The 25,325-nt window shown below is 67.0% G+C and carries 21 protein-coding genes; 9 read left to right on the top strand and 12 right to left on the bottom strand.

Features of this window, described 5'->3' with window-relative positions:
• Positions 1-7: 7 nt before the first annotated feature.
• Positions 8-898, top strand: a complete 891-nt coding sequence (locus tag B5X78_RS08615) for a TolB family protein (RefSeq protein WP_079723994.1) — start codon at positions 8-10, stop codon at positions 896-898.
• A gap of 52 nt (positions 899-950) precedes the next feature.
• Here the strand turns inward: B5X78_RS08615 and hemB are convergent, their stop codons facing one another.
• From hemB to B5X78_RS08590, 5 genes are all read right to left on the bottom strand, one after another.
• Positions 951-1,946, bottom strand: a complete 996-nt coding sequence (gene hemB / locus B5X78_RS08610; protein WP_079723993.1) for a porphobilinogen synthase — start codon at positions 1,944-1,946, stop codon at positions 951-953.
• Between the two features lie 128 nt (positions 1,947-2,074).
• Positions 2,075-3,691, bottom strand: coding sequence for a PA domain-containing protein (locus B5X78_RS08605; protein ID WP_079723992.1), 1,617 nt, complete (start codon positions 3,689-3,691; stop codon positions 2,075-2,077).
• Positions 3,684-4,148, bottom strand: coding sequence for a post-PEP-CTERM-1 domain-containing protein (locus B5X78_RS08600; protein ID WP_139381467.1), 465 nt, complete (start codon positions 4,146-4,148; stop codon positions 3,684-3,686). The genes B5X78_RS08605 and B5X78_RS08600 overlap by 8 nt, the downstream gene beginning before the upstream one ends.
• A gap of 301 nt (positions 4,149-4,449) precedes the next feature.
• Positions 4,450-4,698, bottom strand: coding sequence for a hypothetical protein (locus tag B5X78_RS08595; protein WP_079723990.1), 249 nt, complete (start codon positions 4,696-4,698; stop codon positions 4,450-4,452).
• 66 nt (positions 4,699-4,764) lie between these two features.
• Complete coding sequence (locus B5X78_RS08590; protein WP_079724481.1) at positions 4,765-5,781, bottom strand: chorismate transformation FkbO/Hyg5 family protein; 1,017 nt, start codon at positions 5,779-5,781, stop codon at positions 4,765-4,767.
• 232 nt (positions 5,782-6,013) lie between these two features.
• Here B5X78_RS08590 and B5X78_RS08585 point away from each other — a divergent pair, with 232 nt between their 5' ends.
• Positions 6,014-6,478 carry a hypothetical protein gene (locus tag B5X78_RS08585; protein WP_079723989.1) on the top strand — a complete coding sequence of 155 codons (465 nt, stop codon included), beginning with the start codon at positions 6,014-6,016 and terminating at the stop codon, positions 6,476-6,478.
• A gap of 68 nt (positions 6,479-6,546) precedes the next feature.
• Here B5X78_RS08585 and B5X78_RS08580 read toward each other — a convergent pair whose 3' ends face one another.
• The 3 genes from B5X78_RS08580 to B5X78_RS08570 form a co-directional block, all read right to left on the bottom strand.
• Entirely contained in the window at positions 6,547-7,026 is a 480-nt protein-coding gene (locus tag B5X78_RS08580; RefSeq protein WP_079723988.1) for a cytochrome c oxidase assembly factor Coa1 family protein, read from the bottom strand.
• Positions 7,027-7,059: 33 nt separating this feature from the next.
• Complete coding sequence (locus B5X78_RS08575) at positions 7,060-9,240, bottom strand: S9 family peptidase (protein WP_176140837.1); 2,181 nt, start codon at positions 9,238-9,240, stop codon at positions 7,060-7,062.
• A gap of 98 nt (positions 9,241-9,338) precedes the next feature.
• Complete coding sequence (locus B5X78_RS08570) at positions 9,339-10,040, bottom strand: glutathione binding-like protein (protein ID WP_079723986.1); 702 nt, start codon at positions 10,038-10,040, stop codon at positions 9,339-9,341.
• Between the two features lie 125 nt (positions 10,041-10,165).
• Between B5X78_RS08570 and B5X78_RS08565 the strand changes: the two genes are divergently transcribed.
• From B5X78_RS08565 to B5X78_RS08555, 3 genes are all read left to right on the top strand, one after another.
• Positions 10,166-10,810: a TIGR00645 family protein gene (locus B5X78_RS08565; protein ID WP_079723985.1), complete on the top strand. Its 645-nt coding sequence runs from the start codon at positions 10,166-10,168 to the stop codon at positions 10,808-10,810.
• A gap of 15 nt (positions 10,811-10,825) precedes the next feature.
• Positions 10,826-13,003 carry a DNA helicase II gene (gene uvrD, locus B5X78_RS08560; protein ID WP_079723984.1) on the top strand — a complete coding sequence of 726 codons (2,178 nt, stop codon included), beginning with the start codon at positions 10,826-10,828 and terminating at the stop codon, positions 13,001-13,003.
• 85 nt (positions 13,004-13,088) lie between these two features.
• Entirely contained in the window at positions 13,089-13,535 is a 447-nt protein-coding gene (locus B5X78_RS08555) for a universal stress protein (protein WP_079723983.1), read from the top strand.
• Between the two features lie 31 nt (positions 13,536-13,566).
• Here the strand turns inward: B5X78_RS08555 and B5X78_RS08550 are convergent, their stop codons facing one another.
• A complete protein-coding gene (locus B5X78_RS08550) occupies positions 13,567-13,875 on the bottom strand; it encodes a DUF2782 domain-containing protein (RefSeq protein WP_079723982.1) in 309 nt (102 codons plus the stop codon).
• A gap of 88 nt (positions 13,876-13,963) precedes the next feature.
• On the opposite strand from B5X78_RS08550, the gene polA reads away from it, so the two are divergent.
• The gene (gene polA / locus B5X78_RS08545) at positions 13,964-16,729 is read left to right on the top strand and encodes a DNA polymerase I (protein ID WP_079723981.1); all 2,766 of its coding nucleotides are present in this window, start codon (positions 13,964-13,966) and stop codon (positions 16,727-16,729) included.
• Positions 16,730-17,133: 404 nt separating this feature from the next.
• On the top strand, positions 17,134-17,628 hold the full coding sequence (locus B5X78_RS08540) for a DUF421 domain-containing protein (RefSeq protein WP_079724480.1): 495 nt from the start codon (positions 17,134-17,136) through the stop codon (positions 17,626-17,628).
• A gap of 24 nt (positions 17,629-17,652) precedes the next feature.
• On the opposite strand, the gene hemF is transcribed toward B5X78_RS08540, so the two are convergent.
• Genes hemF through B5X78_RS08525 form a run of 3 tightly spaced genes read right to left on the bottom strand, consistent with a single transcriptional unit; the run spans position 17,653 to position 21,571 of the window.
• On the bottom strand, positions 17,653-18,561 hold the full coding sequence (hemF, locus tag B5X78_RS08535) for an oxygen-dependent coproporphyrinogen oxidase (RefSeq protein WP_079724479.1): 909 nt from the start codon (positions 18,559-18,561) through the stop codon (positions 17,653-17,655).
• Positions 18,562-18,589: 28 nt separating this feature from the next.
• Positions 18,590-19,189, bottom strand: coding sequence for a hypothetical protein (locus B5X78_RS08530; RefSeq protein ID WP_079723980.1), 600 nt, complete (start codon positions 19,187-19,189; stop codon positions 18,590-18,592).
• 15 nt (positions 19,190-19,204) lie between these two features.
• Complete coding sequence (locus B5X78_RS08525) at positions 19,205-21,571, bottom strand: S9 family peptidase (RefSeq protein ID WP_079723979.1); 2,367 nt, start codon at positions 21,569-21,571, stop codon at positions 19,205-19,207.
• A gap of 184 nt (positions 21,572-21,755) precedes the next feature.
• Between B5X78_RS08525 and B5X78_RS08520 the strand changes: the two genes are divergently transcribed.
• Together B5X78_RS08520 and B5X78_RS08515 are read left to right on the top strand one after the other, a co-directional pair.
• The gene (locus tag B5X78_RS08520) at positions 21,756-22,013 is read left to right on the top strand and encodes a YcgL domain-containing protein (protein WP_079723978.1); all 258 of its coding nucleotides are present in this window, start codon (positions 21,756-21,758) and stop codon (positions 22,011-22,013) included.
• A complete protein-coding gene (locus B5X78_RS08515) occupies positions 22,006-25,299 on the top strand; it encodes an ankyrin repeat domain-containing protein (RefSeq protein WP_079723977.1) in 3,294 nt (1,097 codons plus the stop codon). Before B5X78_RS08520 ends, B5X78_RS08515 begins: the two co-directional genes overlap by 8 nt.
• Positions 25,300-25,325: the final 26 nt, after the last annotated feature.

Genomic DNA, 25,325 nt, shown 5'->3' with positions numbered 1-25,325 from the left:
CAACACCATGAAACGTCATCGCGCGGCGACCGCCATCATCGCCAGTCTACTCTCGGCCACGGTGATGGCGCAGTTGGCGGAGTTCGGCATCGAGGGCATGGGCGTGGTGTCCACCCCGGCCGGAGAAGTACGCGCCACGGTCAGTCCGGACGGCCAGCGGATCGTCTGGGGCAGCACCGATCGCCCGGGCGGGGCGGGCGGCTGGGACCTGTGGCAGGCACGCCTGGAGGGCCAACGCTGGATCGATCCGCAGCCGTTGCCGATCAACTCCGCGGACAAGGACTTCGATCCGTTTTTCAGTGCCGATGGCCGTTGGCTCTACTTCTTTTCCAACCGGCCCGGTGGGCAGGGGGGTGATGACCTCTGGCGTGTGGCGGTCAAGGCCGACAGCGGCTGGGGCGAGCCGGAAAACCTGGGTGCGGGCGTCAATACCCGCGGCGATGAGTGGGCGCCGGCTACCAATGCCGACGGCCAGCGCCTGCTGTTCGCCAGCAATGGCCATGGCGGCGCGGGCCGGCATGATCTGTTCGTGGCTCGATGGGATGGCCAGGCGTTCGTCTACCCGATGCCGGTCCCGGGCATCAACACGACGGCAGACGAATTCGACGCTGCCTGGCTGGAAGACGGCCGCGCGATCCTGTTTGCGCGTTCCGATGATGTGGAGACCAAGCCCATCCAGCTGCAGCTGGCGCAATGCGAAGGCCAGCGCTATGGCGCGGCGACGCCGTGGGCCTTGTCGTTCAACACCGCCGATGCCGCCACGCTGGGACCGGTAGTGGACTGGAGCCGCCCACGCGAAGTGCTGGTCACCGGTGCGGCGCGATCACCGCGCGCCGGCAAGTTGGACATCTATCGGGCGCTCGCGCCCCGCGTGACCGGCACCTCGGGCTGCAGGTGATCCCTGCGCCCGTTTCCTGATCGCGTCAGCGCGTGCGCATGACGCGCCGCAATCAGCCCTGCGCCTTGCGCAGCCAGCGCGCCGCATCCAGCGCGAAGTAGCTGAGGATGCCGTCGCATCCCGCGCGCTTGAACGCGGTCAGCGCTTCCAGCGTGCAGGCCTCTTCGTTGAGCCAGCCGTTGGCATAGGCGGCTTTCAACATCGCGTACTCGCCACTGACCTGGTAGGCGAAGGTCGGCACGCCGAATTCGTCCTTCACCCGCCGCACGATGTCCAGATACGGCATGCCGGGCTTGACCATCACCATGTCGGCGCCTTCCTCCAGATCCAGCCCGACTTCGTGGATGGCTTCGTTGCTGTTGGCCGGGTCCATCTGGTAGGTGAACTTGTTGCTCTTGCCCAGGTTGCCGGCGCTGCCCACGGCATCGCGGAACGGGCCATAGAAGGCCGAGGCGTACTTGGCCGAGTAGGCCATGATGCGGGTATGGATGAAGCCTTCGGCTTCCAGCGCGGCGCGCACCGCGCCGATACGTCCGTCCATCATGTCGCTGGGAGCAACGATGTCCACGCCGGCGCGCGCATGCGACAAGGCCTGCTTGACCAGTGCCTCGACGGTGATGTCGTTGAGCACGTAGCCGCTGTCATCGATGATGCCGTCCTGGCCGTGGGTGGTGAACGGATCCAGCGCCACGTCGGTGATCACGCCCAGTTCCGGGAAGCGCTGCTTGATCGCGCGTACCGCACGCTGGGCCAGGCCGTTGTCGTCCCAGGCGGCTTCGGCCTGCAGCGACTTGGCCTCCGGTGCGGTCACCGGAAACAGCGCCAGCGCCGGCACGCGCAGCTCGGACGCCTGCTCGGCGACCTTCAGCAGTTCATCGATCGACAGCCGCTCGATGCCCGGCATCGAAGGCACCGCGGCGCGGCCCGCCAGCTCGTGCACAAACACCGGGTAGATGAGATCGTCGGCGGTCAGCACATGCTCGCGCATCAGCCGGCGGGAAAATTCGTCGCGGCGCATGCGCCGCGGTCGGGAATGCGGAAAGGCCATCGCGGTCTCCTGCGGGGGAGCGGCGATCATACGCCTGGCTCCCCTGGCCCTGGCTGCGACACAGTGTCCCGCGTAAAAAAACACGGCGCCCTGCGGCGCCGTGCTTGTCTTGCGCTTGGAGCGGGAACCTACTTGGCGGCCTTGGCCGCGCAGGCCAGCACCTTGGCGCCCTGGCTGCCGACCAGGATCTTGTCGGCGGTCGCGCGCTTGCGGTAGTTGTCCATGCACTTCAGGTACTGCGGCTTGCCGCTGCTGCTGGCCTCGCACAACTTGTTCCAGGCCTGCACGTTGGCGCCGGTGATCAGGCCACCGGTGTCCACCACGTCCACGTTGGTCACGCAGTCGCCAATCGCGGCGTTGCCCGGGTTGACGGTCCAGCCGATGTCGCGGAACAGCGCCGGGGTCAGATCCAGGTTGACGTCGCCACGCAGGGTGTCGGTGATCGCCGGTTCCATCAACGCATTGGGGATGTGCGAGACATCGTAGTGCGAGAAGGTCGAGCCGGACTCGTACGGATTGGGCGCATACAGACGCACCCGGCCGTTGTTGTCCGCACCTTGCAGATGGCGATAGTCCTGGCCGTAAGTGATCAGCGAAGGCAGGTTGGCGCGCAGCTTGGCGCCATCGGCCTGCGATACGCTGATGGCCGGGATGCGGATGGTGTCATCCGCGCCGCCCATCGCCGGCGAACCCAGGCCGGTATTGGCTACAACCACGCCCAAACCACCGGCCGCCTGCACATTGGCCACCTTGGTGACGTACGGGCAGTTGCCGCGATCGACCAGGGCGAACTTCTTGCGCACGGTCGCGCCATTGGTCAGCGGTTCGCAGGCATCGGTGCTGCTCAGGCCCGCGCCATCCTGCGCGGCGACCAGGATGCCCAACATGCTGAGCAAGGTCGGCTTGGGACCGAACGCCGCCAGCCCGGCTTCGTAATTGCCGGCGGCCTGCCAGGGCAAGGCCACCTTGAGCGCGTTGCGATAATCCAGCACCAGCGGTGCTTCCTTCTTCACCTGCGGGCCGGACCACACCAGCACGGTGGTGCTGCGCAAGGCGTTGGCGCGCTCGGCAGGGGTCATCGCCGGGAAATTCTTGCCCAGCACATTGTCGTAGGCGAAGGTGGAATAGATGTCCTGCTGTCCGGCCAGGAAATCGCCGATCGAGTTGGTGAAGCCCTGGAAGCCCAGGCCGTGGCCAATCTCGTGCATCACCACGTTGAGGAAATTGATCTTGCCTTCCGGAGTCTTGCCATCCAGGCCGTAGTACCAGTCCGCGCCGGTGAGGCAATTGGGATTGACGCCGATATCGCCGTTGAAGCGCGAGTTGATGTCGATGAAACCCGGGTTGAGATCTTCACCGGCAATGGCATCCGCCAAGGCCGATGAGTACCAGGTTTCCGGTACCACGCCAGGCGCGAAGTCGGAGAAGATGAAGGTGGTGCCGGCCGAACCCAGCACGGCGCTGGTCGGCGTGCAGGTCAGCGGCTGGAAGCTGGCGCCCACGTAGATGGTGGCGTCGCTTTGCAGCACCGAGCCCCATAGATCCATCGCGAATTGATAGGCGATGGTGCGTTGCTCACCCAGGGTGGTGCCGGGATTCTGTCCTTCCGGCGCCTTGGCGGTGGGATCTTCCAGGCCGGTGCCGGTGCCGGCATCGCCACTGATCAACACGAGGTCGGCGGCAGACACGGCGGGAGCGAAGGCGGCGGCCAGCAGGGCGGCCGCGAGCGGTGCGAACCTATTCATGGTCACCCTCCTTGGCGGCCTGCGGCAGCGTTTCGCCGTCGACGTGCTGCAACACCATGCGGCCCTGCGCATCGCGCTGGATCGCCACGTTGGTCATGAAGCTTTCCGGCACCTGCTGCATGGTGCCGCCGCTGGCCAGTTTGCGTTGCGCGGCAGTGGCTTCACCTGCGGTGGCCGGCGCGACGAAGCCGCGCTTGCCGGCGCCGAGCGGTTCGGCGCGACGCAGGCTGCGCGCATTGGCGGCCGGCTGCGCGGCCTGGCTCAGTGCGCGGGCTTCATCATCGGTGGGTGCACGCAGTTTGCCGGTCTTGGGATCGATGGCGACCTTCATCGCGGCATCGCTGTTCTCAACGGCGGTCGGGGCAGGAGCTGCTTGTGTCTGTTGCGGGCTTGCCTGGGCGGTGATGCATACGGCGATGCCCGCAAGCAGCCACAAAGGCTGATGCTTCAGGTTCATCACGCTCTCCATTGCAGTTCTTCAGGGGAAAAAATCCCTCACCACGCCGGACCGTTGCGACCCGGACAAAGCGGGGACGGACTGGGCCAAGCATGCAGCAATAGGGGAGCCTGGCTGCGGCCAGTCTGCTCCCGTTTCCGGCGGATGATCAATCGGCGGCGGATTGGCGCGGCTGCGCCCCGCCATGACGGGGTGTAGCGCGGAGAAAGACGTTTCCAGGGCCTGCGTGAAGGCCGTGGCTGCGCAGGTGGCCCGTGACCGGCAGGCTCGGCGGTGTCAGCCGGACCTGCCTGCGCAGGATTCAAATGACGCCGCCGCCCAGCACCAGGCGACCGATGGCCACCACGATGACGATGCCGTTGAGGATCAGGCCGGTCTTGGCGCGGCCGCGATTGGCCGGCGCGGTGAACAGGATGCCGATGGCGGCGATGATCGCGCCCACCGCGGCAAACGGAATGAGGAACCAGTTGCCCCAGCCGAGCAACGGAATCAGCGCCAACACCATCCAGACCAGGGACACGATGCCCCACAGCAGACTGATCACACCCATTGCATTCGGCTCCCTGGCCGCAAGGTCGCGGCGTAGGCATCCACTATAGGCAGGCGGCGCGGGCGATCAACCATCCAGCCCGTGCATGCCTTCGATTTCCACGCGCAGTTCGCGCCGGCACACATCCGCCTGCAGCATCAGCCAGGGCACGCCCGCACCCAGGCGGGCCGACAATTGCGCGGCGACGTCCTCGGCATCGACGGCGTCGCGCACATACACCTTCAGTCGCGAAGAACCGTCGAAGTGCGGCGGCAAGCCGGGACGCAGCGCGCGCGCCGCGCCGATCATGCTGTCCAGGTTGGTCAGGGTCTCGTCCAGCTGCGCCTTCAGCGAATCGGCATGCTGCGAGGCATGGCCGACGATGGCGGCGGTGCCGGACAGGAACAGCGGCAATTCCGGCGCCGCCTGCGGCAGCAGCGCGCGCGCGAAGCTGGGCGACTGCGGGCCGTACTCGCGCGGGTAGCGGTAGGCGCTGACCTGGCGTGGATTCTCCAGCGGCGTACCGGGCTGGCGCGCACTCAGCCAGTACACCTGCAGCACGCGCCGGCGTTCGCGTCCGCCGATCGCCGTGGCCGCCGGCAGGGTAGCCAGGTCCAGTTGTCCGAGCCCGCGCACGCGGCCCACGCAGAACTGGCGATAGCGCTCGGCATCGCCGTCGCCGGCGGTGATGTCGGAGAAGTAATTCCAGATGCGCAGCAGATGCGGAAACCGGCTCGCGCCCCAGAAGCTGCTCAGACGCTGGTAGAGCTGCTCGCTGGTGGGCAGGATGCCGGCCTCGGGCTCTTCCAGCTCGAGCACGCCGAACTGCAGTTCGCCATCACTGGACCAGTGCAGTCCCTCCTGCTCGCCGTGGTGCAGCACGCCCGGCACGCGCCAGACTTCCAGCTGCGCCTGGCCAGGCAGCGGTTGCAGCGGCACGTTGAGGTAGCGCGGGTCGGGTACCAGATCGCGGCCGGGCGCGGACCGGCCGAAGCCGAACACCGCCAGGGTGTCGGCGCGCTCCAACTGCTGCGACAAGGAAGCGACCGGAACGTAGTCCACGGTCAGCCGGGGCGCCGGCTGGGCCTGCGGCGCCACGCTCATCGGGCGCGCACCGGCAGCACCGGTGAGGCGGAGCAGGGCGGAAGTACGGAAGCAGTCATTGCGGCGATTCTTGGGCTCGGTGCGGCAAGGTTGCGATGGGCCGCCAGGCAATAGTGTAACGGCCATGCAGTCACTGGTCTGCCTGGCGCCGCACGCGCCCCGGGCCAGACGGGATATGCCATATTCACGCGCAGCGGCCGAAGATGCCCGCGTCCCTACAGGAGAGAACGCGATGACGATCCGAATTGCCGCGCTCGGCGCGGTCCTGCTGGTGCTCGGCGGCTGTGCGGGCACCCAGAAAGTCATGCTGGGCCAGGCGCGCGCGCCGATTGATCCGTCCCAGGTGCAGATCTATTCCAGTCCGCCGGTGGGCTCGGTGGAGATTGCGCAACTGGAATCCACCAGCGCGGTAGGTTTCGGCACCCAGGGCCAGACCGACGCGGCGGTGGCGCGCATCAAGCAGGAAGCGGCCAAGCTCGGCGCCAATGGCGTGGTCCTGATGGGCGTGGGTTCCAGCGGTTCGCCGGTGGGCATGTCGGTGGGTGCGGGCAGCTACGGCAGCCATTCCGCCGGCGGCGTGGGCATCGGTATTCCCACCACCCAGAAGCGCGCGGCCGGCGTGGCGATTTATGTGCCACCGGGCGCGGCGCCCCCCGCTCCGCAGGCGCCGACGACGACGCCTGCCACCACGCCGTAAGCGTGGCCTTCTGCAGGGGCGGGCCAGGTGCAGGACACCTGGCTGCCCGCCCATGACGCCGTGACGTTTTATTCGGCGACGTCTTCCGGCAATGCCGGCGCCTGTCGCTCCTGCGGCAGGCGCAGATCGATCGCCTGATCCTGCCCGACGATGCGCACGATCATCAGTTCGTAATGCCACGTGCCGGCCGTTTGTTCGCCCACCACGTAGAGCGTGGCTCCGCCGTGCGGACCGGCGAGTGGAATCGCCAGATCCGCCGAACCACGTGATCCCTGCGTACCGATGTTGCCCTGGATGAACCAGCCCACCTCGATCGGCTCGCCCAGCGCGGCGATCACCTGCGGCTGCGCCAGCGCGCGCTGCATGGCGGTCTGGTACGGCTCGGACGAACGCATCATGCCGTTGATCAAGCCGAACAGCAGCACGAAGAAGCCGACCAGGCACACCAGCCCGGTCACCAACAGCGTGGGCAGGAACCACTTCCAGTTGCGCTCCCACCAGTTGCGGGTGGGAGCGGCGGAGTGCAGCGGTGGCGGCTGGGCGTTCATGGCGATCCTTCGTCCACGCGGGTGGGTCCGGGATTACTTGGCTTGCGGCTTCAGGCAGCGCTGGAAGAAATCCTCGGTGATCCGGTAGCGGTGCAGGGCGTCCTTGCTGCGCAGGCCATGCTTGGCGCCCGGGTAGGTCATCAGTTCAAATGGCGTGCCACGCTGCTGCAACGCGCTCATCAACTTGGTGGAGTTGGTGAACAACACGTTGTCATCGGCCATGCCATGGATCAGCAGCAGGCGCGAGGTGATGCCGTCGACGTGGGTGAATACCGAGCCTTCGCGGTAGCCGTCCACGTTATCCTTGGGCAGGTCCATGTAGCGCTCGGTGTAGTGGGTGTCATACAGACCCCAATCGGTCACCGGCGCGCCCGCCGCACCGCAGGCATAGGCGCTGGAAGCCTTGGCCAGCAGCATCAGCGTCATGTAGCCGCCGTTGGACCAGCCGTACACGCCGATGTGCTTGCCATCGACCCACGGCTGGCTCTTGAGGAAGTCCACGCCCTTGAGCTGATCGGCCACTTCCACCGTGCCCTGCTTGCGGAACAGTGCGCTGAGGAACTTCTGCCCGCGCCGCGGCGTGCCACGGTTGTCCAGCGAAAACACCACGTAGCCATGCTGGGCCAGGTACTGATCAAAGCTCGGCGCCCAGCTGCGGGTCACGGTCTGGCCGGCGGGACCGCCGTAGACGTTCACCACCACCGGGTACTTCTTCTTCGCGTCGAAATCGCTGGGCTTGATCAGGCTGTAGTGCAGGGTCTGGCCGTCTTCGGCGGTTAGCGTGCCGTATTCGATCGGACGCTGCGCATCCTTGTACTTGGCGTAGGGATGGGCCGGATCGGCCAGGTCGTTCTTGATCAGCGTGGTCAGCAGCTTGCCGCTGGCATCACGCAGTTCCACCTGCGGCGGCGTGGTCGGGTTGGACCAGGTGTCGATGTAGATCTGCGCATTGCGGCTGAAGGCCACGCCATGCATGCCCGGCGACTGGCTGATGCGGGTCGGCTTGGCGCCGCCGGCCAGCGACACCGAATACAGCTGGCGCTCCAGCGGCGAGGCTTCGGTGGCGGTGAAGTAGACCAGGCCCCGGGTTTCATCCAGCGCGACCACGTCTTCGACCATCCAGTCGCCCTGGGTCAGCTGCGCCTGCGGCTTGCCGTCGGCGTCGTACAGGTACAGATGCTCGAAGCCGCTCTTCTCGGAGGACCACAGGATGCGGCCGTCCTTGAGGAAGCGCAGGTTGTTGTTGAGATTGAGGAAGGTATCGCTGGTGTCGGTAATCAGCGTGCGCTGCTTGCCGCTGTCCAGATTGGCTTCAATCAATTCGATCTTGCGCTGGTTGCGCGATTGCCGCTGGAAAGTCGGGTGGCGCGCATCGCGCCAGTCCACGCGCGCCAGGTAGATGTCCTTGTCCGCGCCCAGGTCCAGCCATTTCACCGCGCCGCCGTTGGGCGAGATCACGCCCAGCTGGATCAGCACGTTGGGATCGCCAGCGGCGGGATAGCGCTGCTCGACGATGTCGGCGCGATCGGGGTACACCTCGAAGCGTTTCTGCACCGGCACCGGGGTTTCATCGATGCGGGCGAAGGCGATGCCCGAATCATCCGGCGCCCACCAGTAGCCGGTGTGGCGATCCATTTCCTCGTCGGCGACGAACTCGGCCACGCCGTTGCCGATCACCTCGGAGCCGTCCTTGGTCAGCTGCGCTTCCTTGCCGCTGGCCAGATCGATTACCCACAGGTTGCGATCGCGGATGAAGCTGACATAGCCGCCCTGGGGCGAGACCTTGGCATCGGTGGCGAAGCCGGTACCGGAGGTCAGCTTGCGCACGGCGTCGCTGCCGCTCTTGCCCAGGTCGTACAGATACAGCTGGCCGCCCAGCGGGAACAGCAGGCGCTGGCCATCGGGCGAGAACTGGTAATCGACGATGCCCGACAACGCGGCGATGCGCTGGCGTTCACGGCGCGCCTTTTCCTCATCGCTCAGGGTTTCCTCACCCGGCATCACCACCTTGGAATCCACCAGCAGGCGGGTCTGGCCGCTGGCGATGTCGTATTCCCACAGGTCCAGCTGGAAGCGGTTCTCGGTCTTGCCGCGCAGGAAGGTCACGCGCTTGCCGTCGGGCGAGGTCTTGGCCTTCATCAGTGACGGGCCGGACAGCGAGGCTTCGCCGGTCAGGGCTTCCAGGGTCAGTTTTTCGGCGTGGGCCATGGGCATCGCGGCAATCTGGCAGGTGGCCGCCACGCAGGCGGCGAGAACGTAGCCGGTGAAGCGTCCGGCGAAACGGGTGTTGGCGGGGCGGGCGCGCGATGGCGTCATGACTGGGTCGGTCCTTGGTTGAACAGATGCTTGCGCTCTTCGTCACTGAGCGGTTGGCCAGCGCGCGGATTGACCTGCTGACGCAGGGCGTAGGCACGCTGGGTGGCGGGACGATCGGCGATGGCCTGGTGCCAACGCCGCAGGTGGGGATAGAGGGACAGATCCGGCGGGACCTTGTCGTAGGCGTTGATCCACGGATGGCAGGCCATGTCGGCGATGCTGTACTCGTCACCGGCCAGCCACGCGCGGTCGGCCAGGCGGTGATCGATCACGCCCAGCAGGCGCGCGACCTCGCGCGAATAACGCTCCATGGCGTAGGCAATCGGCTCGGGCGCATAGACATGGAAATGGCCCATCTGCCCGGTCATCGGACCCAGCCCGCCCATCTGCCAGAACAGCCACTCCAGCGCGGCGATGCGATCGCGCGGCTCGGCAGGCAGGAAGCGGCCGGTCTTCTCGGCCAGGTACAGCAGGATCGCGCCGGACTCGAACACGCTCTGCGGCGCGCCGCCATCGGCGGGCGCGTGGTCGACGATCGCCGGCATCTTGTTGTTGGGCGAGATGGCCAGGAATTCGGGCTTGAACTGATCGCCGGCGCCGATGTTGACCGGCTTGAGGGTGTAGGGCAGCCCGGCCTCTTCCAGGAACAGGGTGATCTTGTGGCCGTTGGGTGTCGGCCAGTAATACAGGTCAATCATGGTGGATCCCCCCGCGGGACACGGTTTTGCCTTGCAAGGGGGCGAGTGTACCGTCCCCGTCGGCTTGGCAGCATCCGCCCCGGCCGGTACCCTGCGCGCTCCCCCTGATTCGTGCCCGCCATCCCATGTCGCAGCCGTCCAACGTACGCCTGGGCCTTCTGCCCAACCTGATTTTTGCTTCCCGCTGGCTGCAGTTGCCGTTGTACCTGGGCTTGATCGTCGCGCAGGGCGTTTACGTCTTCCTGTTCCTGAAGGAACTGTGGCACCTGATCCACGATGCCAACGCGTTGACCGAGCAGGGCATCATGCTGATCGTGCTGGGGCTGATCGATGTGGTGATGATCTCCAACCTGCTGGTGATGGTGATCGTGGGCGGCTATGAAACCTTCGTCTCGCGCCTGCGCCTGGAAGGCCATCCGGATCAGCCCGAGTGGCTGAGCCATGTCAACGCCAGCGTGCTCAAGGTCAAGCTGGCCATGGCGATCATCGGCATCTCCTCCATCCACCTGCTCAAGACCTTCATCGGTGCTGGCGAGCTCGGCCTGCCGATGTGCGGATCCGCGGATCACGTGCAGCTGCTGCGGTTGGGTATCGACGCGGTCCAGGCCGGGCTGACCTTGCCGGCGGTCAAGTGCACGGCGGTGACTGGCGCTGGCGTGATGTGGCAGACGATCATCCATGGCGCCTTCATCCTGTCGGCGATTGGCATTGCCTACACCGACAAGCTGATGAGCAATGGATCGCACAAGACCGCGGTGGCGGTGCACTGACGCTAAAATAGCGCGGTGGATGTCTCTCACCTACTTGATGATCTGAACCCCGCCCAGCGCGAGGCCGTCTCCGCGCCGCCCGGCCATTACCTCGTATTGGCCGGTGCCGGTTCGGGCAAGACGCGCGTCTTGACCCATCGCATCGCCTGGCTCAACGAAGTCCAGGGCGTACCGACCCACGGGATCCTGGCGGTCACCTTCACCAACAAGGCCGCCGGCGAGATGCGCGCGCGTGCCGACCTGCAGCTGCGCACCGGCAGCCGTGGCATGTGGATTGGCACCTTCCACGGCCTGGCCCACCGCCTGCTGCGCCTGCACTGGCAGGAAGCCAAGCTGCCGGAAACCTTCCAGGTGCTGGACAGCGATGACCAGACGCGCCTGGTCAAGCGCGTGGTGCAGCAGCTGGAGCTGGACGAGGCACGCTTCCCGCCACGGCAGATCGCCTGGTGGATCAATGCGCAGAAGGACGAAGGCCGTCGCCCCGAGCACCTGCAGCCCGGCGACGACATCTGGACCGATACCCTGCGCCGCGCGTACGCGCTGTACCAGGAGCGCTGCGATCGCGCCGGCCTGGTCGACTTTGCCGAACTGCTGCTGCGCGCGCACGAACTGCTGCGCGACAACGCCGCCCTGCTGGCGCACTATCGGCATCGCTTCCGCGAGCTGTTGATCGACGAGTTCCAGGACACCAACGCCATCCAGTACGCCTTCGTGCGGGTACTGGCCGGCGACACCGGCAACGTGTTCGTGGTCGGCGATGACGACCAGGCCATCTACGGCTGGCGCGGCGCCAAGGTCGAGAACGTGCAGCGCTTCCTGCAGGACTACCCGAGCGCGCAGACGATCCGGCTGGAGCAGAACTACCGCTCCACCGCCAACATCCTCAACGCCGCCAACGCGGTGATTGCGCACAATCCCGGCCGCATCGGCAAGCAGCTGTGGACCGATACCGGCGACGGTGAAGCGATCGATCTGTATGCGGCCTACAACGAAATCGACGAAGCCCGCTTCGTGGTGGAGCGGGTGCGTCAGTGGGTGCGCGACGGCGGCAGCCTCAATGACGCCGCCATCCTCTACCGCAGCAACGCCCAGTCGCGCGCGTTCGAAGAAGCCCTGCTCTCCGAGCAGGTACCGTATCGCGTCTACGGCGGCATGCGCTTTTTCGAGCGCGCCGAAGTCAAGGACACCCTGGCCTATCTGCGCCTGATCGCCAACCGCGACGATGACGCCGCATTCGAACGCGCAGTCAACACGCCCACGCGCGGCATCGGTGATCGCACGATGGACGAAGTGCGGCGGGTGGCGCGTGCCGAGTCTCTGTCGCTGTGGGCGGCGGCACGTCGCGTGATGGCCGGCTCGGAACTCGCCGCGCGCTCGCGCAACGCGGTGGCGGGATTCGTGTCGCTGCTGGATGCGCTGGGCGCGGAAACGGCCGAGCTGGATCTGCAGGACAAGATCGATCACGTGCTGGCCCGCTCCGGCCTGCGCGATCACTACGCGGCGGAAAGCCGTGGCCAGCTGGATTCGCGCACCGACAACCTCGACGAACTGGTTTCGGTGGCTTCGCGCTTCAAGCGCCCGGAGGATGAAGACAGCGAGTCGATGTCCGAGCTGGTCGCCTTCCTGGCCTATGCCGCCCTGGAAGCCGGCGAGGGCCAGGCCCAGGCCGGCGAAGACGGCGTTCAATTGATGACCCTGCACTCGGCCAAGGGACTGGAGTTTCCGCTGGTGTTCCTGGCCGGGCTGGAAGAGGGGCTGTTTCCCAGCAACAAATCGCTGGATGAAAGCGGCCGGCTGGAAGAAGAGCGTCGCCTGGCCTACGTGGGCATCACCCGCGCGCGGCAGAAGCTGGTGCTGAGTTTCGCCGAGGCGCGTCGCCTGCACGGCCAGGACATGTACGGCATTCCCTCGCGTTTCCTGCGCGAAATCCCCACCCCGCTAATCAACGAAGTGCGTCCGCGCGTGCAGGTGGCGCGGCCGGCGACCTCGTATGGCCCGCGCCGGGACCTGGGCCATGCCGCCATCGAAACGCCCGGCGTCAAGCTGGGCCAGAACGTGGTGCATGCCAAGTTCGGCCGCGGCGTGGTCACCGACTACGAAGGCAGCGGCGCGCATGCGCGCGTGCAGGTCAATTTCGATGACGAAGGCAGCAAGTGGCTGGTGCTGGCCTACGCCAACCTGACCGCGGTCTGAGGCGTGCCTGCGACAATCGGGGAATGGAATCTTCACCGCCGCGGGAGTAGCGTCACCCGGTGTCGATTCCCCTCAGGAAACTCCCATGTACAAGCGCCTGCTGATTGCCACCGACGGTTCCGAACTCGCGCAGAAGGGCGTTGACCACGGCCTGGCGCTGGCGCAGCAACTGGGTGCGGAGATCGTGGTGGTGACGGTGAGCGAACCGATTGTCACCGGCTTTGACGATGCGCTGGGCTGGGGCGGCGCCAACAGCCTGTCCTCGGAATACCAGAAGTCGCAGGACGACAGTGCGCACAAGGTGCTGGAGCAGGTCCGCGCCAAGGCCGAGCCGCTGGGCCTGGTCTTCACCGCCGAGCATGTGCGCGATCGCTACGCCGCCGAAGCCATCGCCGAAACCGCGCAGTCACGCGGCTGCGATTTGATCGTGATGGCCTCGCATGGCCGGCGTGGGCTGGGTCGCCTGTTGATCGGCAGCCAGACCCAGGAAGTGCTGACCCATTGCGGCGTGCCGGTGCTGGTAGTGCGTTGAAAACTGCGGCCAAGGCGTGCCAGACGCGCGCTTACCAGCCGTAGATCTTCCAGTACACCGGCGAGACCGGCCCCTCGCCCTTGCTCTTGTCCAGGCGACCGTCGCCATTCTCGTCGAGCAGGTAGTACGCCGGACCGCGTGCCGGGGTCACCTTGACCATGCGCAGTTGCCCGCCCACGCGGTATTCCTCGATCACGTCGCCATTGGTTTCCGTGCGCACGGCTACCTGGGCGTCGGCCAGGTCCATTTCCGGCGGCGCGGGTTGCGCCGTGTCCATCGAGGCGCAGCCGGCCAGCAGCAACGCCAGGCCCAACGCGGTAACAGCAAACAGACGGCACATGGCGGACTCCCGCGGAAGCATCGACACATTATGCCGCCTGCGCCGCGCAAGGCCACGTGAGGCCGGTGGCGCGGCGTAGAATCCCCGCATGAGCCGACTAGTCCTGATCGACGGAAGCAGCTACCTCTTCCGCGCCTTCCATGCCCTGCCGCCGCTGACCAATGCCGCGGGCGAGCCCACCGGTGCACTGTTCGGCGTGGTCAACATGCTGCGCTCCACCCTCAAGGACAAGCCGGACTACGTGGCCTTCGTGCTCGATGCCAGCGGACCGACCTTCCGCGACGCGATGTATCCGCAGTACAAGGCCAACCGCCCGCCGATGCCGGAAGAGCTGCGCGCGCAGGTGCAGCCGATGCGCCAGATCGTCGAGGCGCTGGGCTTTCCCCTGCTGTGCGTGGAGGGCGTGGAAGCCGATGACGTGATTGGCACGCTGGCCGTGCAGGCGGCGCAGCAGGGCATGGACGTGACCATCTCCACCGGCGACAAGGATTTCGCCCAGCTGGTGCGCCCGGGCATCGCCCTGATCAACACCATGAGCGGCAGCCGCATGGATTCGGTCGAGACGGTGATGGAGAAATTCGGCGTGCGGCCGGATCAGATCGTCGATTTCCTGGCCCTGATGGGCGACACCGTGGACAACGTGCCCGGGGTGGAGAAGTGCGGCCCCAAGACCGCAGCCAAATGGCTGGGCGAATACGGCACGCTGGACGCCATCATGGCCGGCGCCGACGGCATCAAGGGCAAGATTGGCGAGAACCTGCGCGCGGCGCTGCCGCGGTTGCCGCTCAACCGCGATCTGGTCACGATCAAGACCGATGTGGCGCTGGAAGGTGGTCCTGACACGCTGGCCATGCGCGAGCGCCATGTCGAGCAGCTGCGCGAGTTGTACGCGCGCTACGGATTCCACCAGGCGCTGAAGGAACTGGACGGCGGTGCGGCGCCGGCGGGCGTCGCCGAGACCGAACCCGGACGAGCGCGCGGCACCGGTCGCGTTTCAGCGCCGAGCAGCCGGGCGACGGAAGCCGTGGATCCGGCGCTGTCGGCGCCGGGCGAGTACGAGACCATTCTCGAGCCCGCGCAGTTGCTGGCCTGGATTGCGCGCCTGCAGGCGGCCGATGAATTTGCCTTCGATAGCGAAACCAACAGCCTGGATCCGATGCAGGCCGATCTGGTGGGGCTGAGTTTCAGCGTGGAGCCGGGCAAGGCGGCGTACCTGCCGCTGGCGCACGACTACCCGGGTGCACCGGCGCAGCTGGATCGCCGGCTCACCCTGCAGCAACTGGCGCCACTGTTCGCCGATGCCGGCAAGAAAAAGCTCGGCCAGCATGGCAAATACGATCTGCATGTGCTGCGCCGGCATGGCGTGGACGTGCATGGCTACCGTGACGACACCATGCTGGAGAGCTTCGTGCTGAACTCCGGCAGCGGACGCCACGACATGGACTCGCTGGCCAAGCGCTGCCTGGGCTACGAGACCATCAAGTACGAGCAGGTCGCCGGCAAGGGCGCCAAGCAGATCCCGTTTTCGCAGGTGGCGCTGGACGACGCCACCCGCTACGCCGCCGAAGACGCCGATATCACCCTGCGGCTGCATCGCGTGCAGGCGCCCCGGCTGGCCGCGGAAGCGGGTCTGGAGCAGGTGTACCGTGACATCGAGATGCCGCTGGTGCCGGTGCTGGCGAGCATCGAAGCCAATGGCGTGAGCGTGGACGTGGACGAGTTGCGCCGGCAGAGCGCGGACCTGTCCAAGCGCATGCTGGCCGCGCAGCAGCAGGCCACCGAGCTGGCCGGCCGCAGCTTCAACCTGGATTCGCCCAAGCAGCTGCAGGCTTTGTTGTTCGACGAACTGAAATTGCCGGTGCTGGTGAAAACCCCGACCGGCCAGCCCAGCACCAACGAAGAAGCGCTGGAAGCCATTGCCGACCAGCACGAGCTGCCGCGGGTGATCCTGGAGTATCGCGGCCTGGCCAAGCTGCGCAGCACGTACACCGACAAGCTGCCGGACATGGTCAACGCGCAGACCGGGCGCGTGCATACCAGCTATCACCAGGCCGGTGCGGCGACCGGGCGATTGTCCTCCACCGATCCCAATCTGCAGAACATCCCGATCCGCACCGACGATGGCCGGCGCATCCGCCGCGCCTTCATCGCGCCGCCGGGACGCAAGCTGGTGGCCTGCGATTACTCGCAGATTGAATTGCGGATCATGGCCCACCTGTCCGAAGACCCGGGCCTGGTGCGGGCCTTCGAGTCCGGCGCCGACGTGCACAAGGCCACCGCCGCCGAAGTCTTCGGCCGCAAGCTCGAAGACGTCACCGGCAATGAGCGCCGCGCCGCCAAGGCGATCAACTTCGGCCTGATGTACGGGATGAGCGCGTTCGGCCTGGCGCGGCAGCTGGGTATCGCCCGCGGCGAAGCGCAGGACTACATCGCGCTGTACTTCAGCCGCTACCCGGGCGTGCGCGACTTCATGGAGCGCACCCGCCAGCAGGCGCGCGAGCGTGGCTATGTGGAAACCGTCTTCGGCCGGCGTCTGTATCTGGAATACATCAACCAGGGCACGCAGGCGCAACGTGCAGGCGCCGAGCGCGCCGCCATCAATGCGCCGATGCAGGGCACCGCGGCCGACATCATCAAGCGCGCCATGATCAGCGTGGATGCCTGGCTGGCCGACCACCGCGAACGCGCGCTGATGATCCTGCAGGTACACGATGAACTGGTGTTCGAGGTGGACGCCGACTTCGTGCCCACCTTGCTGGACCAGGCCACCGGCCTGATGTCGGCGGCCGCGCAGCTCAGCGTGCCGCTGGTCGTGGATTCCGGCGTGGGCCAAAACTGGGACGAAGCTCACTAAGTCCAGCGGGCAAGCCACGGTGAAAAACCAAAAGGCCTTGGGCCACAGCGGCTTGCCCGAGAAATGCAGATTCCAGACGAGATTCTATTTGTGAACTCACGAGTATATTAAAATGAATCCGTCCTTAATCTTACGGTTTTTTAACTGCAATCTTCACGAACTATGCATGTCCGTGGTGGTCATATAGCTCGCGACAGATGCAACGTCTGTCGCGGATCTCTCCCATCCCCTGGAGTGATCTCCCCCGGAACGGCGACCCCTCCCCAGGTCCCGTTCCCCTAGCCCCGACGACCCCCCCCTGGTCTTCGGGGCTTTTTATTGCCTGCGATTTGGTTCCCGCGATGGGGTGCTCGCAGTGGCAGCCGACGCGCTACCGTGTGCGCAACTGCCCGGAGCGCACGCGAATGTCCCATCCGAATTTCTCCCACGATCTGTTCGACCTGGCCATGCCGTGGTGGGTGTTCATTGCCCGCGCGGTGATCGTCTACTTCGTGCTGCTGGCGATGATTCGTGTGTCCGGGAAACGCACGATGGGCCAGTTCACCGCCTTCGACATGCTGCTGGTGGTGCTGCTGGGCAATGCGGTGCAGAACGCCTTGCTGGGGCCGGACACCTCGGTGGGCGGCGGGCTGCTGCTGGCGGCCACCTTGATTGGCTTGAACTGGCTGGTGGGGCTGGCCTCGGCGCGGAGTGCGCGGGTCGAAGCGCTGGTGGAAGGCTCACCCGTGCTGCTGGCGCGCGAAGGCCAGGTCTACAAGCAGGTGCTGCGCCGCGAGCTGATCAGCAAGGAAGACTTCGAGAAGGCGATGCGCGAGGAAGGCGTCGACGATGTCGGCGACATCCACATGGCCGTGCTGGAAACCAACGGCCACATCACCATCATCCAGCGTAACGCCTGACGCCGCGGATCACCTGGCGGTGGATCAGCCTTCGCCCAGCCAGTCGCGCGGACGCAGGTAATCGTCCAGCCGCTGTTCGGCGCTGCCGGGTTCGGGCTGGAAGCCATATTCCCAGCGCACATAGGGCGGCAGGCTCATCAGAATCGATTCGGCACGACCACCGCTCTGCAGGCCGAACAAGGTGCCGCGGTCATACACCAGGTTGAATTCCACGTAGCGGCCGCGCCGGTACAACTGGAACTCGCGCTCACGCTCGCCATAGGGGCTGTCCTTGCGTCGCTCGACGATCGGCAGGTAGGCATCCAGGAAGCCATCGCCGACGGCGCGCAGATAGGCGAAGTCCTGATCGAAGTCCTGGCCCAGGTCATCGAAGAACAGGCCACCCACGCCGCGCGTTTCATTGCGGTGCCGGAGGAAGAAGTACTCGTCGCACCACGCCTTGTGGGCGTCGTAGCGGGCCTGGCCGCCAAAGGGCTCGCAGAGCGCACGCGCGGTGCGATGCCAGTGCAGCACGTCTTCGTCAACCGGATAGAACGGCGTCAGGTCAAAGCCGCCGCCAAACCACCAGGCGACCGGCTGGCCATCGCGCTCGGCCCGGAAATGGCGCACGTTGGCGTGGGTGGTGGGCAGGTGCGGATTGCGTGGATGGAACACCAGCGACACCCCAACCGCACGCCACGACGCGCCGGCCAGCTCGGGCCGGTGCGCCGACGCCGACGGCGGCAGCTTGGTTCCGGAAACATCGGAAAAGCCAATGCCGGCCTGCTCGAACACCGCGCCGCCACGCAACACCCGCGTACGGCCACCGCCACCTTCGGCGCGTTGCCAGCGATCTTCCTGGAAGCGCGCCTGGCCGTCGGCCTGTTCGATGGCCGCGCAGATGCGGTCCTGCAGATCGGTGAGGTAGTCGCGAACCGGCTCGATGGTATTCATGCCGGCCATTCTACCGGCGCGGCCTCTTTCAGGCCGAACGGAACTCGCCGCGGATGGCCGGGCTGTGCAGCTTCCAGGCAATCCAGCCATGCAACCCGGCAATGGCCACCGAGCACACATACATGGTCAGCTTGTAGCTGAGGAACATGTCGCGGAAGGCCGCCACCTCTTCGGCCTCGCCCAGTTTGACCACGATCCAGTCGGCCACGCCGGCAAAGGCCCAGGCCATGCCGAAGCCGAGCAGGCCACCCAGCAACAGCAGCGCGATGAAGCCCAGCCGTGCCCACTCCAGCCGCCGCAGCAGGCCCCACGACACCACCAGCATCACCGCCGAAGCCAGCGTGGACAGCGCATTGAGCAGCTGCAGGTGCCCGAAGGCCCATTCGATTGCCGGCGGCAACATGCCCTGCGCGTGCATCTGCTCCCACAACGCCTGCCATTGACTGCTGCCGTCGAGCATGGCCAAAGCGGCCATCTGCAGCAGTCCACCCACCACGCCCAGCGCTGCCATCGCCAGCGACAGCCAGGCCAGGATGTTGACGAAGTTCGACTTCCGCGGCGCCGCGGGCCGGGGCAGCGGCGGCGGCATCGTGGTGGATGGCAGGGCAGGCGGCAGCGGCGTCGACATGGAACAGGCTCCTGCTTACTTCAGGTTGGCTTCGAACAGTTTGAGCACGCGCTTGTACTCGTCCAGCCAGGAATCGGCGCGGACAAAGCCATGCCGCTCCAGCGGATAAGGCGCCAGCTCCCAGTTGTCCTTGTGCAGCTCGATCAGCTTCTGCGTCAACACCACCGAATCGCGGAAGAACACGTTGTCATCGATCATGCCGTGGGCGATCAGCAGGTGGTCCTGCAGGCCGGCGGCGTACTCGATCGGCGAGGACGTGCGGTAAGCCTGGGGATCCAGTTCCGGGGTATTGAGGATGCTGGCGGTGTACTCATGGTTGTACTGGGTCCAGTCCACCACCGGCCGCAGCGCCGCACCGGCCTTGAACACGCCCGGCTTGCGGAACAGGGCCATGAACGTCATGAATCCGCCGTAGGAGCCGCCATAGATGCCGGCGTGACCACGATCGCCCTGGCGCTGTTCGACCAGCCAGTCCAGGCCGTCGAGATAGTCCTCCAGCTCCGGATGGCCCATGTTGCGATAGATCGCGGTGCGCCAGTCGCGGCCGTAGCCTTCGCTGGCGCGGTAGTCCAGATCCAGCACGATGTAACCACGCTGTACCAGCAGGTTATGGAACATCTGCTCGCGGAAGTAGGTGGGATAGCGATGGTGGGCGTTCTGCAGGTAGCCCGCACCGTGCACGAACATCACGATTGGATAATGCTTGCCCGGTTCCAGTGTCTTGGGGCCGTAGTACTTGCCCCAGATCGGGCCAGCGCCGTGCTTGGAGGGCACCTGCACCAGCTCGGGCTCGATCCACTCGCGCGCCTTGAACTCGGCGGTGCGGGTGTCGGTCAGGGCGCGCAGGCCGCTGCCGTCCACGCCCATCACCGACAGCTGGGTCGGCACGTACGCGCGTGAATGGCTGATCAGCAGCTGCCGGCCATCCGGCGACTGCTCGAAGCCCTCCACGCCGTCCAGCGCGGTGACTTCGCTGATTTGATCGCTGCCCAGGTCCAGCTTGCAGACTTCGTAGTCCACCGGTGCGGCGCGGTTGCACAGGAACAGGAAGCCACGGCCATCGGCACTCGCCGCCGGTTGCGATACTTCCCACTTGCCCTGCGTGCGCTGGCGCGGCTTGCCATCGCCGGTGACGGTATACAGATGAGAATAGCCGGATTCCTCGGACAACAGCCACAGGGTGTTGTCGGGCAGCCAGCCGAATTCGTTGTAGTTCCAGTTGATCCAGGCCTTGTCGTGCAGGCGGTGGCGCGACTGCAGCTTGGCGTTGGCCAGATCGACGGTGGCCAACCAGCGATCCTTGTTGTCGGTGGAGTGCACCTGCACGGCCACCTGGCGACCGTCATCGCTCCAGGCGATGGCCGAACTGCCTTCGTTCTCCACGCGTACGGCGCGGTTGCCCTTGAGGGGATCCTTGCCGGCCTGCTTGCGCAGGTCGGCCAGCGGATCCTGCTGGATGCCCGGCAGGCCATCGAAGGACAGCGCGCGTGCCTGGCCGGCGGCGACATCGACCAGCCACAAGGCCTGCGGCACCGGATCATTGCGACCCACGCGCGTGCGCACGGTCTGGAATTCTTCGTAGCCGGATTCGGTCACGTACATCGGCATCTTGCCGTCCTGGCCCTCGTCGGCGTTCTTGGCCTGGGTCACCACAATCAGCCAGCGCCCGTCCGGCGACAGCGCGCTGTCGACGATGCTCACGTCGTTGCCCAGGTAGACCGTGGCCGGCGCGCGGCTGCCGTCGGCTTTGCGCCAGGCCTCGCTCTGCTGCTGGGCGGCTTCGCGTTGCGCGCGATCCCGCGCCAACGTGTCCAGCGTGCGCAGTTGTTGATCGCGCAAGGCGTCGGCCTTGGGCTTGCCGGCCGGATCCTTGTCGGCGCGAATCGACGACGCCTGCGCGGTGCCGGCCTGGGCCGACCAGCGAACCCACTGATCCCCGCTGCGCCAGATCACTCCGCCGTCGGCGGCGAAGCGCGCGCGCGTTTCGGTGTCGTTGCTGCGGGTCAGCTGGGTCAGCGCGCCCGAGCGTAGATCTCGCAGGAACACATCGCCGTTGCGCACGAACACCATGCGCTGGCGCTGGCGGTCGTATTGCGGATTGGCCGCATCCAGCTGGCCGCGCTGCGCATCTTCCACGCGCAAGGCGGCGCTGCCATCCACGCCCTGCAGGTAGGTATCGCGAATGACCCCGCCCGCACGCCGGGTTTCGTACTGGACCTGCCGGCCGTCCCATGCCCACCATGCCCGCTCGACCGGCGGACCAATCCAGTCCGGATCCGCCATGACCTGCTCAATCGTCAACGGCGCAGGTGACTGGGCCCAGGCGGCGGGGAGCACGCACAAGGTCAGGGGCAACAACAGGCAGGGCAGGGAGCGGCGCATTCGGCGTTCCGTTAGAGCGGCGTGAACGGGCAAGAGTAGCAGCCCCCCGCTTGCGCTCCGCCGGTCGATGGTCATGCCCAATCGCCTGAATGCGCGGGGATTCTGCGTGCTTGAGGTTTCCCGGCCCCGCTGTTTCCGACACAATCACACCTCGACATCCTGGGAAAAATTCAAGCCGACGCGGATGCACGCCTTCATCTACAAAAGCCAGCGCAAGGACGACACCTTCGTCTACCTGGCGGCGCGCGACGACTTCGCCCGCCTGCCCGAACCTTTGCGCACCCAACTCGGTGAGCTCACCTTCGTCCTGGACGTGGCGCTGACCCCGGAACGCAGGCTCGCCCGCGAGAACGTGCAGGTGGTGCGGGCCAACCTGGCCGAGCGCGGCTTCCATGTGCAGTTCCCGCCGCCACTGACCGGTGACGAACGCGCCGATGCCTGAGTCCGCGTTGCAACGCCGTCACCTGATCGCCATCGCTGCTGTTGCCGGCCTGTTGTTGTCGCTGCTGGGCCTGGCCGGTGGTGTGCTGGCCGCGCTGGGTGCGTGGCTGGCGCAACCGGCCTGGGCGCTGGCCTGCTCGTGGCAGAGCGGCAGCCGGCCACTGCCCAGCCGCCGCGACTGGCGCGAATCGCTGCCGGCGTTGTTGCTGGCATGGGGCGTGGGCATGCTCGGCAGTGGCCTGCTGGTGGCCTGGCCCATCGCCGCCCTGCGCGACAGCGGCAGCCTGCCGGCGGCGCTGGGCTTGAGCGCCGCCGTGGGCGTGCTGCTGATTCTGTTGTGGCGCACCTGGCCGCTCTGGCAAGGCCTGGAGCGTGAGCCTGGCAGCGTGGGCTGGCATTGGCGCGCGCTGGCCGAGCGCGACATCCAGGCCTGGCGTGGTTTGGGCGTGGCCGCGCTGGTCGCGCTGGCGATCGCCGGCGCGCTGTCGCTGGCTTGGCCCGATGCGTGGAGCGGGCAATCGCGCACCATCGTCACGCTGGTATATGCCATTGCGCTGCCGCTGCTGCATGCGGGCGTCCAGCGCATCACCCCGGCACGCGGTCTGCCGGTGGTGGAGATGGAGCACAGCGCCGCCGCCAGCATCGAAGACGACAGCCAGATGCCGCTGTCGGAAACGGATCTGGACCTGGCGCTGTTCGACGCCGCACGCGGTGGCCGTGTCGAACGCGCGCTGGAACTCATCGAAGCCGGCGCGGATGCGCATGCCATGCCTGCCGCCGGCTGGCGCGATCAGCGCAGCCTGGCCGTCCTGGCGGCGGTGCTGCCCGACCTGCGCCTGCTGCGCACGTTGATCGCCCATGGCGTGGACATCAACCAGGCGCAAGCCGGGATGACGCCGTTGCTCGCGGCCACTCGCGACAGCTGGCACGGTCGCCCCGACGCGGTCACCACGTTGCTGGCCAACGGTGCGGATCCGCGCGTGGCCGACAACGAAGGCAATACCCCGCTGCACCATGCCGCGCGCAGTTCCGATCCCGGCGTGGTCGCGCTGCTGCGCGATGCCGCCGCCGAGATTGATGCGATCAACCAGGACGGCCTGACGCCGCTCGGCGTGGCCTGCATGGCTGGCAACTGGCGCCTGGCAAAGTTCCTGCTCGAGCGCGGCGCCAAACCTGATCCGGCCGGCGGTCAACCGGCCCTGCTGGCAGCGGCGGCAACCGAAGAAGACGATCCTGCCGGCGTGCAGTTGCTGCTCAAGCATCGCGCCAAGATCGATACCCGCGACAGCCAGCGCCGTAGCGCCCTGCACCAGGCGGCCTTGGCCGGGCATACCGAAATCGCCTCCGCGCTGTTGGCGGCGGGCGCCGATGTGCAGGCGCATGACGCCGAAGGCCGGACGCCTTGGCTCGACGCGGCGCGCGGTGGACGCATCGGCGTGCTGGATCGGCTGGCCGATGCCGGCGCCGACATTGCCGGCGTCGACAACGCCCAGCGCAACGCCATCCTGTTGGCCTGCGCCGGCGATACGGTCTCGCCGGCGTTGATTCGTCGCCTGCTGGAGCTGGGCGTCGAAGCGGATCGGCGCGACGTCGATGGCAAGCGCGCGGTGGATCTGGCGGCCGAAGCCGGGCGTTGGGCCATCGTCTCGGCGCTGGATCCGAACTACGCCTTGCCGGCGGCCGTCGCCCGCGGCGAGGAAGAAGCGGTGCCGGACCGCGCGCCCATCGCCTTGCTGCGCGAAGGCCTGCAGGCGGGCCGACCGGAAGAAGAGCTGCTGCCGCTGCTGCGCCTGCTGTCGCGCACCGAACTGGGCAGCCTGCTGCACGACGCGCAGGTCGCGCTGTCGCCGCAGCGCGTGGCGTGGCTGCTGCTGCGTGGCGCCGATGCCGAAGTGCTGGATCCTACCGGCGATACGCCCATGTTCGCGCTGCTGTCGCGCGGCGCCGATGCCTTGCCGACCTTGCACGTGCTGCTGCGCCATGCGGTGTCGCCTGCCGGTGCCGGTGGCCTGGCGCGCTTCCTGGAAGCGTGCGCGCGCGGTGACCAGGCCTCGCGCGGCTTGGAGCTGTTCGCCTGCGAACTGATTGAGCGCGGTGCGGACCCGTTCGCCAATTCGGAGCTGGGCGATCCGCCGCTCGCCCTGGCCGTGCGCCTGGGTTGGCCGCGCCTGCTGGAGCGCCTGCTCGACCTGGGCGTCAACCGCGAAGCCCGCGACAGCCACGGCATGACGGCGTTGCACCTGGCCGCGGCGCTGGGCCGCGAAGCCGCGCTGAAACAACTCATCCTCAAGGGCGCCAGCCCGGAATCGCGCGCCGCGGACGGGCAAACCCCGTTGGGCGTGGCGCTGGCCAGTGGTCGCCGCGATCTGGCGGACTGGCTGGACTGGCGCGGTTGGACGCTGCCGCGGCGAGCGTTGCGTGCCGCGGATTTGCCGGCCGCCGCGATGACCGGCGACGTGGATGCGGTGCGACGCCTGCTCGATCTCGGCTTCGCCGTGGATGCGCCGGATGCACAAGGCTGCACCGCGCTGCTGCGTGCCGCGGGCGGTGGCCACCGCAGCGCGGCCGAACTGTTGATTGCGCGCGGCGCAGACCCGCAACACGCGGCCAATACCGGCGCCACGCCACTGTCGGCGGCGGTGAGCATGCGCCAGGCGGAGATCGTCAACCTGCTGCTGCAGGCCGGTGCGCAACTGGAACACCGCCTGCCCGGCGGGGTGACGGTATTGATGCTGGCGGCCGCCTTGGGCCTGCCCGACATCGTGGCCAGGCTGCTGACCGCAGGGGCCAATGTGCATGCCGGCGACGCGCAAGGCCTGACACCGCTGCATTGCGCCGCCCTGTACGGCTTCACCGCGCGCGACAAGCCACGCCTGGTCGCCTTGTTCGACACCTTGCTGCTGTCCGGCGCCGAAGCCGATCACGTGGCGGCCGGATCGGTCACGCCCTTGCTGCTGTTGCTGGGCGCACGCGCCGAGCCGGGAACCGCGTGCGATGAAGACGCGGTGCTGGCGGGTGTGGAGCGGCTGCTGGACGAAGACGTCTCACTGGAGCAACAGGATCCGCGCGGCTTTGGTCCGCTGCATCTGGCGGCCTTGCATGGCTTGTTGCGCGTGGTCCAGCGGCTGATTCGCGCGGGAGCCGATCCGGAACTGCGCGATGGCCTCAATCGCACACCGCGCGAAGTGGCGGTGATGCGCGGCTTCGTCGACGTGGCCGGCGAGTTCACCCCCATCGCACCCGGCGCATCGATGGCGCGCTTCCTGCGCGAGCCGCGCAACAGCTGATGATGCCGGCCGTCGCCCATGGGCGA

This window comes from Pseudoxanthomonas indica (assembly GCF_900167565.1).
GTDB classification, from domain to species: domain Bacteria; phylum Pseudomonadota; class Gammaproteobacteria; order Xanthomonadales; family Xanthomonadaceae; genus Pseudoxanthomonas_A; species Pseudoxanthomonas_A indica.
The sequence above is the reverse complement of the archived record's forward strand: the minus strand, read 5'-3'. Positions and strand labels throughout refer to the sequence as shown.

Bases quoted from the DNA above. Each gene is read 5' to 3' on its own strand.
- B5X78_RS08615 (WP_079723994.1), top strand. From the start codon at position 8: ATGAAACGTCATCGCGCGGCGACCGCCATCATCGCCAGTCTACTCTCG.
- hemB (WP_079723993.1), bottom strand. From the start codon at position 1,946: ATGGCCTTTCCGCATTCCCGACCGCGGCGCATGCGCCGCGACGAATTT.
- B5X78_RS08605 (WP_079723992.1), bottom strand. From the start codon at position 3,691: ATGAATAGGTTCGCACCGCTCGCGGCCGCCCTGCTGGCCGCCGCCTTC.
- B5X78_RS08600 (WP_139381467.1), bottom strand. From the start codon at position 4,148: ATGAACCTGAAGCATCAGCCTTTGTGGCTGCTTGCGGGCATCGCCGTA.
- B5X78_RS08595 (WP_079723990.1), bottom strand. From the start codon at position 4,698: ATGGGTGTGATCAGTCTGCTGTGGGGCATCGTGTCCCTGGTCTGGATG.
- B5X78_RS08590 (WP_079724481.1), bottom strand. From the start codon at position 5,781: ATGAGCGTGGCGCCGCAGGCCCAGCCGGCGCCCCGGCTGACCGTGGAC.
- B5X78_RS08585 (WP_079723989.1), top strand. From the start codon at position 6,014: ATGACGATCCGAATTGCCGCGCTCGGCGCGGTCCTGCTGGTGCTCGGC.
- B5X78_RS08580 (WP_079723988.1), bottom strand. From the start codon at position 7,026: ATGAACGCCCAGCCGCCACCGCTGCACTCCGCCGCTCCCACCCGCAAC.
- B5X78_RS08575 (WP_176140837.1), bottom strand. From the start codon at position 9,240: ATGCCCATGGCCCACGCCGAAAAACTGACCCTGGAAGCCCTGACCGGC.
- B5X78_RS08570 (WP_079723986.1), bottom strand. From the start codon at position 10,040: ATGATTGACCTGTATTACTGGCCGACACCCAACGGCCACAAGATCACC.
- B5X78_RS08565 (WP_079723985.1), top strand. From the start codon at position 10,166: ATGTCGCAGCCGTCCAACGTACGCCTGGGCCTTCTGCCCAACCTGATT.
- B5X78_RS08555 (WP_079723983.1), top strand. From the start codon at position 13,089: ATGTACAAGCGCCTGCTGATTGCCACCGACGGTTCCGAACTCGCGCAG.
- B5X78_RS08550 (WP_079723982.1), bottom strand. From the start codon at position 13,875: ATGTGCCGTCTGTTTGCTGTTACCGCGTTGGGCCTGGCGTTGCTGCTG.
- polA (WP_079723981.1), top strand. From the start codon at position 13,964: ATGAGCCGACTAGTCCTGATCGACGGAAGCAGCTACCTCTTCCGCGCC.
- B5X78_RS08540 (WP_079724480.1), top strand. From the start codon at position 17,134: ATGTCCCATCCGAATTTCTCCCACGATCTGTTCGACCTGGCCATGCCG.
- hemF (WP_079724479.1), bottom strand. From the start codon at position 18,561: ATGAATACCATCGAGCCGGTTCGCGACTACCTCACCGATCTGCAGGAC.
- B5X78_RS08530 (WP_079723980.1), bottom strand. From the start codon at position 19,189: ATGTCGACGCCGCTGCCGCCTGCCCTGCCATCCACCACGATGCCGCCG.
- B5X78_RS08525 (WP_079723979.1), bottom strand. From the start codon at position 21,571: ATGCGCCGCTCCCTGCCCTGCCTGTTGTTGCCCCTGACCTTGTGCGTG.
- B5X78_RS08520 (WP_079723978.1), top strand. From the start codon at position 21,756: ATGCACGCCTTCATCTACAAAAGCCAGCGCAAGGACGACACCTTCGTC.
- B5X78_RS08515 (WP_079723977.1), top strand. From the start codon at position 22,006: ATGCCTGAGTCCGCGTTGCAACGCCGTCACCTGATCGCCATCGCTGCT.